Raw genomic sequence first — 16,577 nt, 5'->3', positions numbered from 1 at the left:
TACGGGTGGGCTTTTAGCAATCCGCTCCGTGCCCGATTACCCACCTAAATGCCGAGACGAATCCATTTGGGCGATACCCGTCGCCTCGTGTAAAACGGCCTTTGGGGACGCGAAAGGGCCGGAGGGAGGACACGCAATGCTGCCTGGCTGGCTGATCTTCGGATCGGCGCTGTCGTACATGCTGCTTCTGTTCGTGATCGCCGCCTATGGCGACCGCGCCGGAACACGGCGACTGCGGCAGAGTGTCGGGCGGCCGATCATCTATTCGCTCAGCCTGGCGATCTACTGCACCTCGTGGACCTATTACGGCGGCGTGGGGCTCGCCGCGAGCCAGGGCTGGGAGTTCATCGGCATCTATATCGGCCCGGTCCTGATGTTCACCCTGGGCATGCCGCTGATCACCCGCATCGTGACCCTCGCCAAGGCCGAGCGCATTACCTCGATCGCCGACTTCATGGCCGCCCGCTACGGCAAGAACCCGACGGTGGCGGCCATCGTGGCGCTGATTGCGGTGATCGGCTCGGTTCCCTATATCGCGCTGCAGCTGAAGGCGGTGTCGAGCTCGGTTTCCACGATGATCAACATCGAGGCCTTCGAGCTTCTTACCGACAATTTCCTGTTCGCCGACATCTCGCTTTTCGTGACCTTCCTGCTGGCGATCTTCGCAATGATCTTCGGCACGCGGCATACGGACGCCACCGAGCATCAGGACGGGCTCATCCTGGCAGTGGCAATGGAATCGCTCATCAAGCTCGTCGCCTTCACGGCAATCGGGCTGGCGGTGGTCTTCATCCTGTTCGACGGGCCGATGGATCTTCTCACCGCCGCACGCAGCAATGCCGACGTTCAGCGCTCGCTGGCCTACGAGACCGGGCCGACGCGATGGGCGCTGCTGATCGGATTGTCGGCGGTGGCGATCATTCTCCTGCCGCGCCAGTTCCACGTGATGGTGGTCGAAAACCGAACTGCGGCGGAACTCAAGCTCGCACGCTGGTTGCTGCCGCTCTATCTCGTCGCGATCAACCTCTTCGTGCTGCCGGTCGCCATGGCCGGCCTGATGCAGTTCGGGCCCGAAGGCACGAGCGATCTCTTCGTATTGTCGCTGCCGCTCAACAACGACATGCCGCTTCTAGCGCTCGCGACCTTCCTGGGCGGGTTTTCGGCAGCCACGGCGATGGTCATCGTCGCCTCGGTCGCCGTCGCCATCATGGCGTCCAACGACCTGATCGTGCCGCTGGTGCTGCGAAACCGCGACAAGCGCATGCCGGGCGGCGATTTCCCGCGGACGATCCTGTGGATCAGGCGGACCGCCATCGCCGGCATCCTGTTTCTGGGCTTCGCCTATTACCGTTCCATCGACACCAATGCGGGGCTTGCCTCCATCGGTCTGCTTTCGTTTGCCGCCATCGCACAACTCGCGCCGGCCTTTTTCGGCGGGCTTTTCTGGCGGCAGGCGAATGCGCGCGGGGCGATTGCGGGCCTCATCAGCGGCATTCTGGTCTGGGGCTACATCCTGCTTCTGCCGAGTCTCGGCGGGCCGGACAATTCTCACATCGCGGATGCGGTCCTTTCCTTCCTGATCCCCGGCATCGACAATACCGGCATCAGCGGCGACCCGCTGTTCACCGCAGTGCTACTCAGCCTGATCGTCAATACCGTCTGCTACATCGTCGGGTCGCTGTCGCGCCGCGCGCGGTCGATCGAGCGCGTGCAGGCTGCCGTGTTCATCCCCGAAGGCCGCAGGCAGAAACTGCCGCGGTCTGGCTGGAAGACCAAGGTCACTGTCGGCAATCTCAAGCAGACGATCGGGCGCTATCTCGGCCCCGAACGCACCGAGCGCTCCTTTCACTCCTACGAGCTTTCCCTCGGCCACTGGATCCGCGACGAGGACCCGGCCGACATGGGGCTGTTGCGCTTCGCCGAACAATTGCTCGCCAGCGCCATCGGCTCGTCATCGGCGCGGCTCGTTCTCACCCTCCTCTTCCAGCGCGCCGACGAACTGCCCGGCGACGCCGCCCGGCTTCTCGACGAGGCATCCGACGCGCTGCAGTACAATCGCGACCTCCTGCAGACCGCGCTCGGCCAGCTCGACCAGGGCATTACGGTCTTCGACAGTTCGAACCGCCTCACCGTCTGGAACAGGCGCTTCCGCGCGCTCTTCGACCTGCCCGAGCAGGTCGGCCAGGTCGGCACCTCGCTCGAAAGCATCCTGCGCATTCTGGCTGACCGCGGCGACATCGAGGAAGGATCGGAAAGCGAGACGCTCAGGCAGTTCCTGACCATGGACACGCCCTTCACGATCACTGCGGGCAATCCGCAGCGGATCATCGAAATCCGCTCGAACCCGATGCCCGACAACGGCTTCGTGACGACCTATGCCGACATCACCGAGCGGGTCGCCGCGGACATCGCCCTCAAGCAGGCGAACGAGACACTGGAACAGCGGGTGGCGGAACGCACCGGCGAACTGACGCGCGTGAACAAGGAGCTGGAAAAGGCTCAGCAGGCCGCAGAAGATGCCAATATCGGCAAGACCCGTTTCCTGGCGGCCGCGGGCCACGACATTCTCCAGCCGCTCAATGCCGCGCGGCTCTATTCTTCGACGCTCGTCGAGCGGCTCGGCGATTCGGCCAATCAGGACGTGGTGCGCAATATCGATTCCTCGCTGGAATCTGTGGAGACCATTCTCGGCGCGGTGCTCGACATTTCCCGCCTCGATACCGGCGCCATGAAGCCGAGGATCGCGAGCTTTCCGCTGCAGGACGTGCTCAACCGCGTGCTGACGGATTTCGCCCCCGTCGCGCGCGAGAAGAACCTGAGCTTCACGGTGGTGCCGACCAGCGCCTATATCCGCACGGATCCCAACCTGTTGCGGCGGCTGATCCAGAACCTCGTCTCCAACGCCATCAAATATACCCGCGAAGGCCGCGTGCTCATTGGCGTGAGGCGACGCGGCAAGACCGCGGTGCTGCAAGTCCTCGACACCGGGATCGGCATCCCCTCGACCAAGTTCCGCACCGTGTTCCGCGAATTCGCGCGGCTGGACGAAGGCGCACGCACCGCCTCGGGCCTGGGCTTGGGCCTTTCGATCGTCGATCGCATTGCACGCGTGCTCAATCTCAACGTCGAGATCTCCTCGGAACCCGGACGGGGCACGCAATTCCGGGTCGCCCTGCCGATCGAGACCAACGTCAAGCGGCTTCAGGCCATCGCACAGCCTGCCGACGCGCAGCCGATCAAACCGCTCGACGGGATGCGGGTGCTCTGCATCGACAACGAGCCGAAAATCCTCGAAGGCATGGCATTGCTGCTGACCGGCTGGGGCTGCAGCGTATCGGCCGCCGCCTCAATCGAAGAGGCGCTCAAATGCGAAACCCTGCCTGACGCGATCCTGGCCGACTATCATCTCGACGAAGGCTTCGGCACCGATGCGATCATGGCGGTCCGCGCGAGCTTCGGCGCGGACATTCCCGCGCTTCTCCTGACAGCCGACAGGACGCCGGAGGTTCGCGCGCTCGCGGAGGCCGAACGGATCGCGATCCAGAACAAGCCGGTCAAGCCGGCCGCACTCAGGGCATTTCTCAATCAGGTCGCCGCCGTCAGGAAGGCCGCGGCAGAGTAGCCAGGACCAGACCCTATTCGCCGGTTGCGAGAACTTCCGCGCCGATCTTCTGCAGCTGGATAACGGCCTGGGTCCTGCTGTCGACGCCGAGCTTCTGCAGCACCGCCGAGACATGCGCCTTGATGGTGGCTTCCGACACCGACAGCTCGTAGGCGATCTGCTTGTTCAAAAGCCCCTCGGCGAGCATGTTGAGCACCCTGCCCTGTTGCGGCGTGAGCGTATTGAGGCGGTTGATCAACGCGGTGATCTCCGGATCGTGCTCGGCACCCAGGTCAATTCCATACGGGGTGTAGACGTCGCCGTCCATGACGGCACGGACACCGGTGCGGATTTCCTCGATACTGGCGGACTTGGAGATGAAGCCTGAAGCGCCCAATTCCAGGGCACGGCGGATGGTGGCGGAATCGTCGGTGGCGGAAACCACGACCACCGGCAGGCTCGGGAATTCCGCGCGAAAGGCGATCAGGCCGGACAGGCCGGAGACGCCGGGCATGGCGAGATCGAGCAGGATGAGATCGCAGTCGGGATGATCGGCGGCAGCCTTGCGGGCGTTGTCGAGATCGCCTGCCTCTATGATGGCCGGTTCCTCGCCCGTTCCTTCCAGCGCCTGTCGCATTGCGCCGCGGAAAAGCGGATGATCGTCGGCGATAATGAACGTCTGTTGCGTCATGTCTCGCATTCCCCCCAAGAGTTCCGAATAGTCCGGAAATACAGGCTTGGCAAGAAATTGCTTCGACATGCTGGCGGAGCATGGCCCCGTAAATGTGACTAAGTGCGCCCTAGCCGGCGGGCCATTTCCGGCAGCCGCAGGACGAACCAGACGGCCGTCCAGACATTGCCGAGAAAGGGTATCGGAAAGATCCACAGGGCCGCCACCCACCATCTGCGCTCGAAGAAGAAGATCACGGTCGAGGACAGCAGAAAGCCGAGATAGAGATCGGCCATGCTGACCAGTCCCCACGGCTCGCTCACCAGCCAGGCTCCGGCTTCCGAGAAGGTTCCCGTCCCGATCGCCCAGACGATGAGGACGGCAAAGGCGAGTGCGAGAACGGCGATGAGAAGGCGCAACGGGGTCATTCATTTTCTCCGGATCAATCCATGACCACCCAACGGCGCCAGGAGGCTTGGAGTTGCACCGCTCAGGTCTTGCGCGGGAGATCGTCGCCTTGCGGATCGAGCGGCCCGGGCTCTGCCGGCCTCTCCTTGCGTTCGTCGAGGTCCTTGAAGACATCGAAGAAGCGGTAGATGAACTTCTCCATCATGTTGAAGGCCTCATCGAGCTCCTCGTCGCTCGGCAGCGTGTTCTTCCCATCTTGCTCGCCGGGTCCCGTCCCGAGTGCAGCTACCCGTTTTTCGAGACGCTCGATCCTGGCTTCCAGTTCGGCGATATGCTCGTTGACCGCGCGACGTTCGTCGGCGGGCAGCTTGCAGACCACCTGTTCCGATTTCTGTTCGCAGACGGACATTTCTCCCGTCAGCGTATCGAGACGGACGAGACCTTCATCGGTCCGTTCGAGAACATAACGGCCTGAAGCAGTATCGGCACTGTCCTGCGCGCTGACAGGCGCAGAGCCGCAGGCAAGCATCGCGCCCGCAAACAGCATGGGGACAAAAGACCTGTTCATGGCAACCTCCCTTTCAAATCGCCTCACCCTCGCATGCAATCCTGCCGGAAATCGGGTAAGGCCCATTACCGAATACATAGCAGGCAATAACGGGCGGACAAATGAACCCCATCATCTACAAGATCGCGACACGCGATCTCTGGCGCGAGGCCGAGGAAAAAGGCGTATTCGAAGGCGCACCGATCGACCATGCCGACGGCTATATCCACTTCTCGACCGCCGAGCAGGCGGAAGAAACCGCAGCCAGGCATTTCAAGGGCCAGGACGATCTCCTGCTGGTCGCGATCAATGCCGACCAGCTGGGCGAGGAACTGGTCTATGAACCCTCGCGCGGGGGACAGTTGTTTCCGCATCTCTACGCGGCGCTTCCGCTTTCCGCGGTCCGCTGGATCAAGCCGCTTCCGATGAACGAGGACGGCAGCCACACTTTCCCGGAGTTCGACGCGTGAGCAATTCATTCTACGATTTCGGTCGCGACCTTCTCTTCGCCCTGCCGCCAGAACAGGCTCACAACCTTGCCATCAAGGCCCTTTCCTCCGGCTACGGGCCGCGGCCCGACATCCCTTCGGGTGCCGGTCTGGCGACGACGGTCGCAGGCCTCCAGTTCGCCAATCCTCTCGGCATGGCCGCAGGCTTCGACAAGAACGCCAAGGCCGTCTCCGGCCTCTTCCGGCTGGGTTTCGGTGCGGTCGAGATCGGCTCGGTGACGCCAAAGGCGCAGGACGGCAATCCCGCACCGCGGATCTTCCGCTTGCCCGGTCATCGCGGCATCATCAACCGCATGGGGTTCAACAATGACGGCCATGCGGAAGTGCTCTCGCGGCTCAACGGCCGCAGCTTCAAGGGCGTGCTCGGCGTCAATATCGGAGCCAACAAGGACAGTGACGACCGGATCGGCGACTACGTTGCCGGCATTACCGCCTTCAACGAGGTGGCCGACTATTTCACCGCCAACATCTCCTCGCCCAACACACCGGGGCTCAGGAGCCTGCAGACCCGCGAGAGCCTCAAGGAGCTTTTCGAGCGTGTGCTGGAGGAACGCGATCGCCAGTCCGTCCGCCGGCCCGTCTTCCTGAAGATCGCGCCGGACCTCGGCGAGGAGGAGATCGATGCCATCGCCGAGGAATGTGCGGCTCACACGATCGACGGCATCGTGATCTCCAACACCACCCTGTCGCGCCGGGACGTGGAAGGGGCTCGCAATGCCGACCAGGCCGGAGGGCTGTCAGGCCGCCCGGTCTTTCTGCGGTCGACCATCGTGCTCGCAAAGATGCGCCAGCGTGTCGGCCCCGACATGCCGCTGATCGGCGTCGGCGGCATCGAGAATGCGGAGACGGCAGCCGAAAAGATCCGTGCGGGCGCGGACCTCGTCCAGATCTATTCGGGCTTCATCTATGGCGGGCCGCTGCTGGCGGTGCGCATCCTCGAAGGATTGAAGGATCTGTGCGCAGCCGAGGGGCTCGACAACATTTCGGAGCTTCGCGACAGGAAGACTGCCGATTACGCCAGCCGCTCGCTGCCCGCGTGACATGCAACGAACGTCTCCCGCGTACGGCGCGGGAGCACGATCATCAGAAAGACGCCCCGGCCAGCCAGGAAGATGTTGAGCGCCGCCCATAGTCCGTGATTGCCGAAGGCCTGGCCCAGGAAATGGGCGGCCAGAACGAAGAACGGCAGCACGATCAGCATCATGTTGCGCATGTCGCGCGACCAGGTTGCCCCGATGAACACGCCGTCCATCTCGAAGGCCAGCGCTCCGGTGAGTGCGGTGAGCGCCGCCCATGGCAGATAGACGCTCGCCAGCTCGCGGACTTCCGGGACCGTGGTCAGCATCGTGATCACCCGGTCACCGAAAACCAGAAAGAGAAGCGTGGTGACACCGGCGCAGACGAAGCTCCAGAGCGTGGTCAGCTTGATGGCACGGATGAATGCCGGTCGATGATTTGCACCGACGGCACGACCGACGATCTGTTCGGCCGCGTTCGCAAGTCCGTCGAGATAGTAGCTTGCGACCATGAAGACGTTCATCAGGATTGCGTTGGCGGCCAGCTGCAGTTCGCCGAGCGCCGCACCAAGCCGGGTGAACCAGACGAAGGCGAACATCAGGCCGAGGCTGCGGATCATGATGTCGGTGTTGAGCGACAGAAGGCGCTTGAGCGCGGCGGCATCCAGGATCTTGCTCCAGGCCGGACGTGCCACGGCACGAAAGCCGGAGATGACGATCAGCAGACCAGCAGCGCAGCCGATGATTTCCGATATCACCGTAGCCCATGCGACCCCCGGCAGGCCCCAGCCGAGATACAGGCCGAACAGGATCGAAAGCACGATATTGGTGCCGTAGATCACCGTCTGGAGAAGCAGTCCGAGACCGGAACGCCCCTGTCCGAGCACGAAGCCGAGAACCACGTAATTGGCAAGAGCGACGGGTGCCGAGAGGACACGGATTGCGAGATAGGTCTGAGCCGCGGCGCCCACGTTTTCGCCGGGACTCATGAAGATCAGTCCCGCCCAGATCAGCACCGGACTCGCAACGACGACGAGTGCGCCGACGACTGCGGACGTGATCAGAGCGCGCCAGAAGATGGCCTGCTGTTCCACCCAGTCCTCGCGGCCCATCGCCTGGGCGGCGAGTCCCGTGGTCGACGAGCGGAGAAAATTGAAAGCGGTGAAAACGATGTCGAACAGCATCGCACCGACGGCCAGTCCACCGATCAGCGCGGCATCGCCGAGCCGACCGACGACGGCGGTATCCACCAGGCCGAGAAGCGGTGTCGTCAGGAAGGCAAGCGTCATCGGCAACGCAATGGCAAAGACCATGCGATGGGTGACGGCGAAGGGCTTGCTGGCCGTGCGGGGCGCTGATGTCTGTTGATCCAAGGTCGAATACCCGGGCGGGAGAAGTCAGACGTCTACCTGCGCCTTTCACCGATTGCTGTAAAGAGCAAGCAGAGCGCGGGCGTGAGCGGTACCGGCAGATCTCGACGCGCAGATGCCAAAGCCCCATATTCACCGCACCATGCCAAAGCCGCCCATCGTCCACATCCCCCAATACGACGCGCAGTTCGATCCCGAACATCGCTTTCCGATGAGCAAGTACAGCCGTGTTTTCGAGCTGATCGTCGATCGCGGACTGGCGCTGCCCGAAACGGTGATCCGTCCGGCGCCTGCGCCCGCAGCCTGGCTGTCGCTCGCCCACAGCCCGACCTATGTCGACCAGGTGCTCTCCCTCAACGTGCCGCGCGAGATCGAGCGGGAGATCGGCTTCGAGGTGTCCGAACGCGTTTCGTTGCGCGCGCAACTCGCCTCCGCAGGAACCGTGATGGCCGCCCGGCTGGCGCTCGAAACCGGCGTCGCATGCAACACGGCGGGCGGCAGTCATCACGCACGCCGGGAATCAGGCGCGGGCTTCTGCACGTTCAACGATGTTGCAGTGGCAGCCAAGGTTCTTCTGGCAGACGGTTCCATCGACCGCGCGCTGGTGATCGATCTCGATGTTCATCAGGGCGACGGGACGGCACGGATCTGCGCCGATGATCCACGAATCCGGACGGTCTCGATGCATTCGGCGAAGAACTACCCGGTGCACAAGCCTGCCTCGTCCATCGACGTCGAGTTGCCCGATGGCGTGCGGGACGAGGCCTATCTCGAAATGCTCGACTGGCTGCTGCCTCGGACATTGGAGGATTTCGCGCCCGATATCGTCTTCTACAATGCCGGGGTCGATCCGCATTGCGAGGACCGCCTGGGCAGGCTGGCGCTGACCGATCAGGGACTGCGGGGGCGCGACCGGGCGGTATTTTCCTTTTTCCGGGAAAGGGAAATTCCCGTCGTCTCGGTGATGGGCGGCGGTTACTCGCGCGACGTGGATGCGGTCGCCCGCCGCCATCTCATCACGTTCGAGACCGCGGCGGAATTCGCCTGAGCCTCAGCGGCGATAGTTCAGGAGCCGAATGATGATGAAGGCCGGGATGACGATCGTCGCTCCGAGCACGAGGTAGCTGCCGAACCGGCCGAGTGCGGCAAAGCCCATGTTCCACAGGTTGACCACGGAATCGCGGATCCAGTAGAGCACATCCTCAGGGTACCAGTTGAAGGCACTCATGATCACGCCGACGATGAAGGACACCACCAGAAGCTTGAGGATCGTGCGCAGCACTGAATCACCCAGAAAGCGGTTTGCCCGGTCGGCCATCATTGTCACTCCGTTGATCGTGCCCTCCAGATAAGGATTCGCGCGACCGGGAGCAAGCCTCGTCCGTCAGGCGTCCACCGCGGGGCCGGTGATCAGCGCTTCCACGGCTTCCAGCGTATCGGCTTCCGAGGGGGGCTTGTCCCAGCGCAGCCGGCTGATGCGCGGGAACCGCATTGCCACGCCCGACTTGTGGCGCGTGGAGCGGTTCACACCCTCGAAGGCCACTTCCAGCACCAGCCCCTTCTCCGCATCCGCGCGCACGGAGCGAACCGGGCCGAACCGCTCGATCGTGTTGTTTCGCACGTAACGGTCGATCTTCTTCAATTCCTCGTCGGTGAAGCCGAAATAGGCCTTGCCGACGGGAACGAGCTCGCGCGCGCTCCCCTCCTCTCGCCAGACGCCGAATGTATAGTCCGAATAAAAGCCGGAGCGCTTGCCGTGGCCGCGCTGTGCGTAGAGCAGCACCGCATCGATGAGGAAGGGATCGCGCTTCCACTTGAACCATTCACCGCGCGGGCGGCCAGCCAGATAGGGCGCGTCCCAGCGCTTGATCATCACGCCCTCGATCATCGGCAAGGGCGGCTCGGCACGGTGTGCGGCGAGCGACTCCCAGCTCGGGAACTCCACCAGCGGCGAGAGATCGAAGCGGCGCGGATCGAATTGCTTCACACGCTTTTCCAGTCGCTGACGGCGCTCGCGGAAGGACAGCGCGCGCACGTCTTCCCGGCCGTCGAACAGCACATCGTAGACACGCATGAAAGCCGGATGGTCCTTCAGCATCTTGGCCGTCAGCCGCTTGCGGTTGAGTCGCTGCTGCAGGTCCGAGAAGGTACCGATCTCGATGCCGCTTGCATCCGCCAGGGGGCGCGCAATCAGCAATTCGCCGTCAACGGTTCCCTCGAAGGTCAGCGCATCGACGAGATCGGGAAACGCACCGGAGATGTCGTCGCCCGTGCGGGAGTATAGTCGTTTGACGCCCTGATCGACCGTCGCCTGTACCCGGATGCCGTCCCATTTCCATTCGCCCGCGAAATCGGCCGGATCGAGCCTGGTGAAATCCGCGTCCTCGACCGGATGGGACAGCATGACCGGTCGGAACGGGGCGAGTGCCGCGCTTTCCGGCTTTTCCGCGTCACCCTCCAGCCAGGCGAACAGGCTTTCATAGGGCGGTTCGAGCCCGTGCCAGAGCTCCTCGATCTCTTCGATCGGGACTTCGCCGAATTCGGCGAGCGCCTGTTTGGCAAGTCGCGACGAGACGCCGATGCGGAAGCCGCCGGTAACCAGCTTGATCAGTGCATAGCGTCCGGAAGGATCGAGACGGTCGAGCCAGCCTTTGACCAGCGCGGGGCCTTCCCGGCGGGACGCGGCCAGCAATTCCGCCACCACTTCGGAAAGCGTCGGCACGTCGTTGCGGCCCTCCCGCTCCCCGCCCTTCACAGGCCAGATGAGCGCGATCGTTTCAGCCAGGTCGCCGACATAGTCGTAGGAAAGGCGGAAGAGCTCCTCGTCGACCCGGACGGATACAAGTTGCCTGAGGAGTGCGGGCTTGACCGACGGAATGTCGAGTTCACGGGTGATGGCGGCCAGCGCCAGACCGCGTTCCGGATCGTTGACCGAGCGGAAGTAGTCGACCATCAGCCGGATCTTGCCGTTGCGGGACGGGGTCAGAACCAGTGTTTCGAGGAGTTCTGCGAAGCGGCGCATCAGTCTGCCTCGTCCTCGTAGCCGACCATGTGTAGGGGGCGGGCGAGGATGTCGTTCATCGCGCACCAGCGCACCAGAGCCTCCTCCCGGCCGTGGGTGACCCAGACCTCCTGCGGTGAAATCCGTTCGATGGTCTCGATCAACTCGTCCCAGTCGGCATGGTCGGAGATGATCAGCGGCAGCTCGACACCCCGTTGGCGTGCGCGTTGCCTGATACTCATCCAGCCGGAAGCAAACGAGATCAGCGGATCGGGAAACCGCCGCACCCAGGCCTCGCCAAAGGCCGATGGCGGACCGAGAACCACGGCGCCGGCGAACTGCCCCTTCTCCCCGTTCGCCACGGTCGCGGGCTTCAGCTCCCCCAGGTCGATGCCTTCGGACTGGTAATAGGTGCAGAGCTTCTCCAGCGCGCCGTGGATGTAGATCGGTTCCGAATAGCCGGCATCCCGCAACAGCCGTATCACCCGTTGCGCCTTGCCGAGCGAATAGGCGCCGATCATGTGGGCGCGATCGGGATTACGTCTGAGCGAGGCGAGCAATCGGGCGATTTCGCTTGCCGCTTCCGGATGCCTGAAGACCGGCAGCGCGAAGGTTGCCTCGGTGATGAAGACGTCGCAGTCGACCGGCTCGAAGGCCGCGCATGTGGGATCCGGTCGCGGCTTGTAGTCGCCCGAGGCGACGATCCGCATGCCCTGCCACTCGACTGCGATCTGGGCCGAGCCGAGAACGTGGCCGGCGGGATGGAAGCGGACCGAGACGTCGCCGATGTCGATGATCTCGCCATACTCGGCAGGCTGGGTTGTCCTGGCATGGTCGGCGCCATAGCGGATCGCCATGATGTCGAGCGTCTGGCCGGTCGCCATCACATGGCTGTGGCCGGGCCGGGCGTGATCGGCATGGCCATGGGTAATCAGCGCCCTTTCGACCGGACGCACCGGGTCGATATAAAAATCGCCCGGAGGGCAGTAGAGCCCTTCCGGACGGGGATGGAGGAGATCTTCGAAACGCGACGCCATGCGGAATAGCTAAGGCGGCGGCTGCCCGACGGGTAGTGGCATGGTAAAAGTCGCTTGCGTTTTTTACGCGACCGGCTATCAGGCGCTATCCCATTCTTCCGGAAAATCGAGATGGCACCGACCCAGTTGTCCTCCGGCGATCTGATCGCCGATCGCCGCGCCGATTATGCGCGCATGCTTGCCGAATCCGGCAACCCGGCGGCAGCAGCCGACCTGCAATCCCAAGCGCTCGAACTCGCGCCGGGCTGGGCCGCGGGCTGGCACGAACTCGGCGGCTATCTGGAGGCCGCAGGCGACATGACGGCGGCCGCGGATGCCTGGCGGAAGGTCCTGACGCTCTCCCCCACGGATGTGTTCGGTGCGGGCCTGAAGCTTGCGCTGGCCGGGCAGTCGGCCATGCCCGAAGCGCCACCCGCCGAATATGTCGCCCAGCTCTTCGATGACTATTCCGACCGGTTCGACACCGCACTCGTCGAAAAGCTCGGCTATTCGGTTCCCGAGCAACTCTCGGCCATGGTCGCGCAGGCCGCGGGCACGGATTTCGCCTTTGCCCGCGCCATCGATCTGGGCTGCGGAACCGGCCTCTTCGGCGAACGCATCCGACCGCATGTCTCCTGGCTCGAAGGCTATGACCTCTCGACCGGGATGCTGGCCAAGGCACGGGCCAAGGGGCTCTACGACGCGCTCGACCAGGCCGACATCCGCTTCGGCCTGCCGACGAGTGGCCAGCATCGTGAAAAGGCCGATCTGGTGGCCGCCGCCGACGTGTTCGGCTATTTCGGCGAATTGCGTCCCCTCTTCGAGCTGGCGGCCGGCCTGACCGCGACCGATGGCCTGCTTGCCTTCTCGCTGGAAGCCGGCGGGGATGATTGCGAATGGCAGTTGCAGACCTCGCTGCGCTACCGCCACGGCGAGCCCTATGTCCGTCGCCTTCTCGATGAGACCGGCTTCGAGGTCATCGAGATACGACGCGAGACCATCCGGCGTGACGGGAATGATCTCATCGGCGGCTTGCTTGTCACCGCGCGCAGAATGGCAGGCGATCCTTCTGAGCAGGCCGCCGATACCGCCGGGGCGGAATTCTCGCCGGTCACGCTGCACGGTTAGGAAGCCGCGACGCAATTTCCAGACTTGGAGAACACAGCAGGAACGACTAGGTTCTCGCCATGTCCGATGCGCTGTCGAGTCCTCCCACCTCGTTCGCTCCATTGCCCGAACCTTTCGCGGGATGGTTTGCCGCGCGCGGATGGCAGCCGCGGCCGCATCAGCTCGGCCTGCTGGACGCATCGAACGAGCGCCGCTCCACGCTGCTGATCGCCCCGACCGGCGCCGGCAAGACGCTTGCCGGCTTCCTGCCTGCGCTTACAGAACTGGCGGGGCGCGGAAGGCCAAAACCGGGCGAAGTGCGCCGTGGACTGCACACGCTCTACATTTCGCCGCTCAAGGCACTCGCCGTCGACATCGAACGCAATCTCGGCCGCCCCGTCGAGGAAATGGGCTTGCCGATCCGCATCGAGACGCGAACCGGCGACACACCCCAGCACAAGCGCCAGCGCCAGCGCACCGATCCGCCGGACATTCTGCTGACCACGCCCGAACAGGTCTCCCTGCTGATTGCGAATGGGGAGGCCGAGCGCTTCTTCCGCGACCTGCGCTTCGTGATCTTCGACGAGCTTCATTCCCTGGTCACCTCCAAGCGCGGGCATCTTCTGTCACTGGCGCTGTCGCGACTGAGGCGTCTCGCGCCCGATCTCGTCACCATCGGCCTTTCGGCGACCGTCGCCGATCCGGAGGAATTGCAGCGCTGGCTTGTCGCCCAGCCCGAGGAGGGAGAGGCGCTGGCGGGGCGGATCGAGGTCGATGGCGGGGCCAAGCCGGTCATCACGCTCCTGGAGAGCGAGCAGCGCGTGCCGTGGCAGGGACACACGACGCGATACGCGGTGCCGGCGATCTACGAGCAAATCAAGCAGCACGGCACCACCCTTCTGTTCGTCAATACGCGCAGCCAGGCGGAGCTTCTGTTTCAGGAACTCTGGCGCATCAACGACGAAACGCTGCCGATCGCGCTTCATCACGGCTCGCTCGATGCCGGTCAGCGCCGCAAGGTGGAAGCGGCAATGGCGCGCAATGCGCTCAGGGCCGTCGTCGCGACCTCGACGCTCGATCTCGGCATCGACTGGGGTGACATCGACCTCGTCATCCATGTCGGCGCGCCGAAGGGAGCGAGCCGGCTTGCACAGCGCATCGGCCGCGCCAACCACCGGATGGACGAGCCAAGCCGGGCGATCCTCGTGCCCTCCAACCGGTTCGAGGTGCTCGAATGCGAAGCCGCGATCGAAGCGAGTGACGAAGGCGCACAGGATACGCCGCCGGGCGGCGAAGGCGCGCTCGACGTTCTCTCCCAGCATGTGCTTGGCGTTGCCTGCGCGGCCCCCTTCTATGCCGACGACCTTTTCGCGGAAGTCCGAAGCGCGGCGCCCTACACCTATCTCGACCGCCCCACCTTCGACCGGATCGTCGATTTCGTCGCCACCGGCGGCTATGCGCTGCAGAGCTACGAGCGCTACGCCCGCATCCGCAAGCGGCCGGACGGATTGTGGCGCGTGGCCAATCCGCAGGTCGCCCAGCAATACCGGCTCAACATCGGGACGATCATCGAAAGCCCGATGCTCAATGTCCGCATGACCAGCCGCAAGAACGGCAGCGTCGGTCGCGGCGGCCCGGTCCTGGGACAGGTCGAGGAGTATTTCCTCGAGCAACTGACCCAGGGCGACACCTTCGTCTTTGCGGGAAAGGTGCTGCGCTTCGAGGGCATCCGCGAGAATGAATGCATGGTTTCGAAGGCATGGACCGAGGATCCGCGTGTGCCGGCCTATGCCGGCGGCAAGTTTCCGCTGTCGACCTATCTCGCCGAACGGGTGCGCCGCATGCTGGCCGACCCTGCAAGCTGGAAGGCGCTGCCCGGGCAGGTCAGCGAATGGCTGGAACTGCAGAAGGCCGCTTCCATGCTGCCGCGACGCGACGAACTTCTGATCGAGACCTTTCCCGAGGGCCAGCGCTTCTACATGGTCGCCTATCCGTTCGAGGGACGGCTTGCGCACCAGACGCTCGGCATGCTGCTGACCCGCCGGCTGGAACGGGCGCGCGCCAAGCCGCTCGGCTTCGTGGCAACGGAATATTCGCTGGCCATCTGGTCGCTCGAGGATATCGGGGCGATGATCGGTTCCGGCAAGCTCGACCTCGTCGACCTTTTCGACGAGGACATGCTGGGCGACGATCTCGACGCCTGGCTCGACGATTCCTGGATGCTCAAGCGCACCTTCCGCAATTGCGCCGTAATCGCCGGCTTGATCGAACGCCGGCATCCCGGCAAGGTAAAGACCGGCCGGCAGGTGACGGTTTCCGCGGACCTCATCTACGATGTCCTGCGCACCCACGAGCCCGATCACGTGCTGCTTCAGGCGACCCGTCAGGATGCGGCAACCGGGCTTTTGGATATCCGGCGCCTGGGCGATATGCTGAAGCGAATCAAGGGCCACCTCGTTCACCGCCCGCTCGACCGCGTCTCCCCGCTCGCCATTCCGGTGATGCTGGAAATCGGACGCGAGCCGGTGCCGGGCGAGGCCCAGGACACAATCCTTGCCGAAGCGGCCGATGAACTGCTTGCTGTGGCCACCATGGGACTGGACGGAAATCGGGAATGAACCAGGCCGCGCGGCAGATCACCGGGGGCGACATGCGCGAAGCAGACATCTCTCTCAACGGGACGGCGGCGGTCTGTGCCTGCGAGGGCGTGCTCTATCTGCCGGATTCGCAATTGCTCGCCGTCTCCGATCTCCACCTTGAAAAAGGTGCCGCCTTCGCGCGCCGCGGCATGCTGCTGCCCCCCTATGACACGGCGGCGACGCTTGCGCGGCTGCAGGCGGCGATCGGGCGTTACAATCCGAAGACGATCCTGAGCCTCGGCGACAGTTTTCACGATCGCAAGGGTTCGGCACACATGCCGCCCGCCTATCGCCAAGCACTGACCGCCATCCAGCAGGGGCGCGACTGGATCTGGATCGAAGGCAACCACGATCCCGAGGCCCCTGTCGGAGTGTCCGGCGCGTGGTACGCGGAATTCCACACCGAATCGCTCGTCTTCCGACATGAGCCGTCGCGCCAGCCGACGGCCGGAGAAGTGGCCGGTCACTATCACCCGGTTGCCCGGGTCGTGCGTCGCGGCAAGGGCGTTCGGCGCGCATGTTTTGCGACGGATGGCGACAGGCTGCTGATGCCCGCCTTCGGTTCGACGACCGGAGGCCTTCCGCTCGACCATCCGGCGATCAAGCCGCTGTTCGACACCGGCCGCCTTGCCGCCCACCTTATCGGTCCCGAACGGATCTATTCGATCGCCTATTCGCGACTTCAGGCCTGAC

The 16,577-nt window shown here is 64.0% G+C and carries 14 protein-coding genes; 7 read left to right on the top strand and 7 right to left on the bottom strand.

Annotation, left to right across the window (positions count from 1 at the left end; genetic code table 11):
* The first annotated feature begins 136 nt into the window (after positions 1 to 136).
* Entirely contained in the window at positions 137 to 3,622 is a 3,486-nt protein-coding gene (locus tag E2A64_RS03570; RefSeq protein ID WP_133283045.1) for a PAS domain-containing hybrid sensor histidine kinase/response regulator, read from the top strand.
* A gap of 13 nt (positions 3,623 to 3,635) precedes the next feature.
* On the opposite strand, the gene E2A64_RS03565 is transcribed toward E2A64_RS03570, so the two are convergent.
* The 3 genes from E2A64_RS03565 to E2A64_RS03555 all read right to left on the bottom strand — a co-directional run bounded on the left by E2A64_RS03565 (position 3,636) and on the right by E2A64_RS03555 (position 5,247).
* Complete coding sequence (locus E2A64_RS03565) at positions 3,636 to 4,292, bottom strand: response regulator (RefSeq protein ID WP_133283044.1); 657 nt, start codon at positions 4,290 to 4,292, stop codon at positions 3,636 to 3,638.
* A gap of 98 nt (positions 4,293 to 4,390) precedes the next feature.
* Positions 4,391 to 4,699 carry a hypothetical protein gene (locus tag E2A64_RS03560; RefSeq protein WP_133283043.1) on the bottom strand — a complete coding sequence of 103 codons (309 nt, stop codon included), beginning with the start codon at positions 4,697 to 4,699 and terminating at the stop codon, positions 4,391 to 4,393.
* Between the two features lie 62 nt (positions 4,700 to 4,761).
* Entirely contained in the window at positions 4,762 to 5,247 is a 486-nt protein-coding gene (locus tag E2A64_RS03555) for a hypothetical protein (RefSeq protein WP_133283042.1), read from the bottom strand.
* Between the two features lie 101 nt (positions 5,248 to 5,348).
* On the opposite strand from E2A64_RS03555, the gene E2A64_RS03550 reads away from it, so the two are divergent.
* Positions 5,349 to 5,696, top strand: coding sequence for a DUF952 domain-containing protein (locus E2A64_RS03550; RefSeq protein WP_133283041.1), 348 nt, complete (start codon positions 5,349 to 5,351; stop codon positions 5,694 to 5,696).
* On the top strand, positions 5,693 to 6,775 hold the full coding sequence (locus tag E2A64_RS03545) for a quinone-dependent dihydroorotate dehydrogenase (protein ID WP_133283040.1): 1,083 nt from the start codon (positions 5,693 to 5,695) through the stop codon (positions 6,773 to 6,775). The genes E2A64_RS03550 and E2A64_RS03545 overlap by 4 nt, the downstream gene beginning before the upstream one ends.
* On the opposite strand, the gene E2A64_RS03540 is transcribed toward E2A64_RS03545, so the two are convergent.
* On the bottom strand, positions 6,748 to 8,124 hold the full coding sequence (locus tag E2A64_RS03540) for an MATE family efflux transporter (RefSeq protein ID WP_428977443.1): 1,377 nt from the start codon (positions 8,122 to 8,124) through the stop codon (positions 6,748 to 6,750). The genes E2A64_RS03545 and E2A64_RS03540 overlap by 28 nt on opposite strands.
* Positions 8,125 to 8,236: 112 nt before the next feature.
* Between E2A64_RS03540 and E2A64_RS03535 the strand changes: the two genes are divergently transcribed.
* Complete coding sequence (locus E2A64_RS03535; RefSeq protein ID WP_428977442.1) at positions 8,237 to 9,169, top strand: histone deacetylase family protein; 933 nt, start codon at positions 8,237 to 8,239, stop codon at positions 9,167 to 9,169.
* Positions 9,170 to 9,172: 3 nt separating this feature from the next.
* On the opposite strand, the gene E2A64_RS03530 is transcribed toward E2A64_RS03535, so the two are convergent.
* From E2A64_RS03530 to E2A64_RS03520, 3 genes are all read right to left on the bottom strand, one after another.
* Positions 9,173 to 9,439 (bottom strand): DUF6460 domain-containing protein, encoded by a 267-nt coding sequence (locus E2A64_RS03530; RefSeq protein ID WP_133283039.1) that lies wholly within the window; start codon positions 9,437 to 9,439, stop codon positions 9,173 to 9,175.
* 66 nt (positions 9,440 to 9,505) lie between these two features.
* Positions 9,506 to 11,143, bottom strand: coding sequence for a cisplatin damage response ATP-dependent DNA ligase (locus E2A64_RS03525; RefSeq protein WP_133283038.1), 1,638 nt, complete (start codon positions 11,141 to 11,143; stop codon positions 9,506 to 9,508).
* Entirely contained in the window at positions 11,143 to 12,159 is a 1,017-nt protein-coding gene (locus tag E2A64_RS03520) for a ligase-associated DNA damage response exonuclease (RefSeq protein ID WP_133283037.1), read from the bottom strand. Before E2A64_RS03520 ends, E2A64_RS03525 begins: the two co-directional genes overlap by 1 nt.
* 111 nt (positions 12,160 to 12,270) lie before the next feature.
* Between E2A64_RS03520 and E2A64_RS03515 the strand changes: the two genes are divergently transcribed.
* The 3 genes from E2A64_RS03515 to pdeM are packed head-to-tail and all read left to right on the top strand — an operon-like array spanning position 12,271 to position 16,576.
* Positions 12,271 to 13,266 (top strand): class I SAM-dependent methyltransferase, encoded by a 996-nt coding sequence (locus E2A64_RS03515; RefSeq protein ID WP_133283036.1) that lies wholly within the window; start codon positions 12,271 to 12,273, stop codon positions 13,264 to 13,266.
* A gap of 59 nt (positions 13,267 to 13,325) precedes the next feature.
* The gene (locus E2A64_RS03510; RefSeq protein ID WP_133283035.1) at positions 13,326 to 15,863 is read left to right on the top strand and encodes a ligase-associated DNA damage response DEXH box helicase; all 2,538 of its coding nucleotides are present in this window, start codon (positions 13,326 to 13,328) and stop codon (positions 15,861 to 15,863) included.
* Positions 15,860 to 16,576 (top strand): ligase-associated DNA damage response endonuclease PdeM, encoded by a 717-nt coding sequence (pdeM, locus tag E2A64_RS03505; RefSeq protein WP_133283034.1) that lies wholly within the window; start codon positions 15,860 to 15,862, stop codon positions 16,574 to 16,576. The genes E2A64_RS03510 and pdeM overlap by 4 nt, the downstream gene beginning before the upstream one ends.
* The last annotated feature ends 1 nt before the right edge of the window (position 16,577 follow it).

Source organism: Pseudohoeflea suaedae, assembly GCF_004354915.1.
GTDB classification, from domain to species: Bacteria; Pseudomonadota; Alphaproteobacteria; order Rhizobiales; family Rhizobiaceae; genus Pseudohoeflea; species Pseudohoeflea suaedae.
The sequence above is the reverse complement of the archived record's forward strand: the minus strand, read 5'-3'. Positions and strand labels throughout refer to the sequence as shown.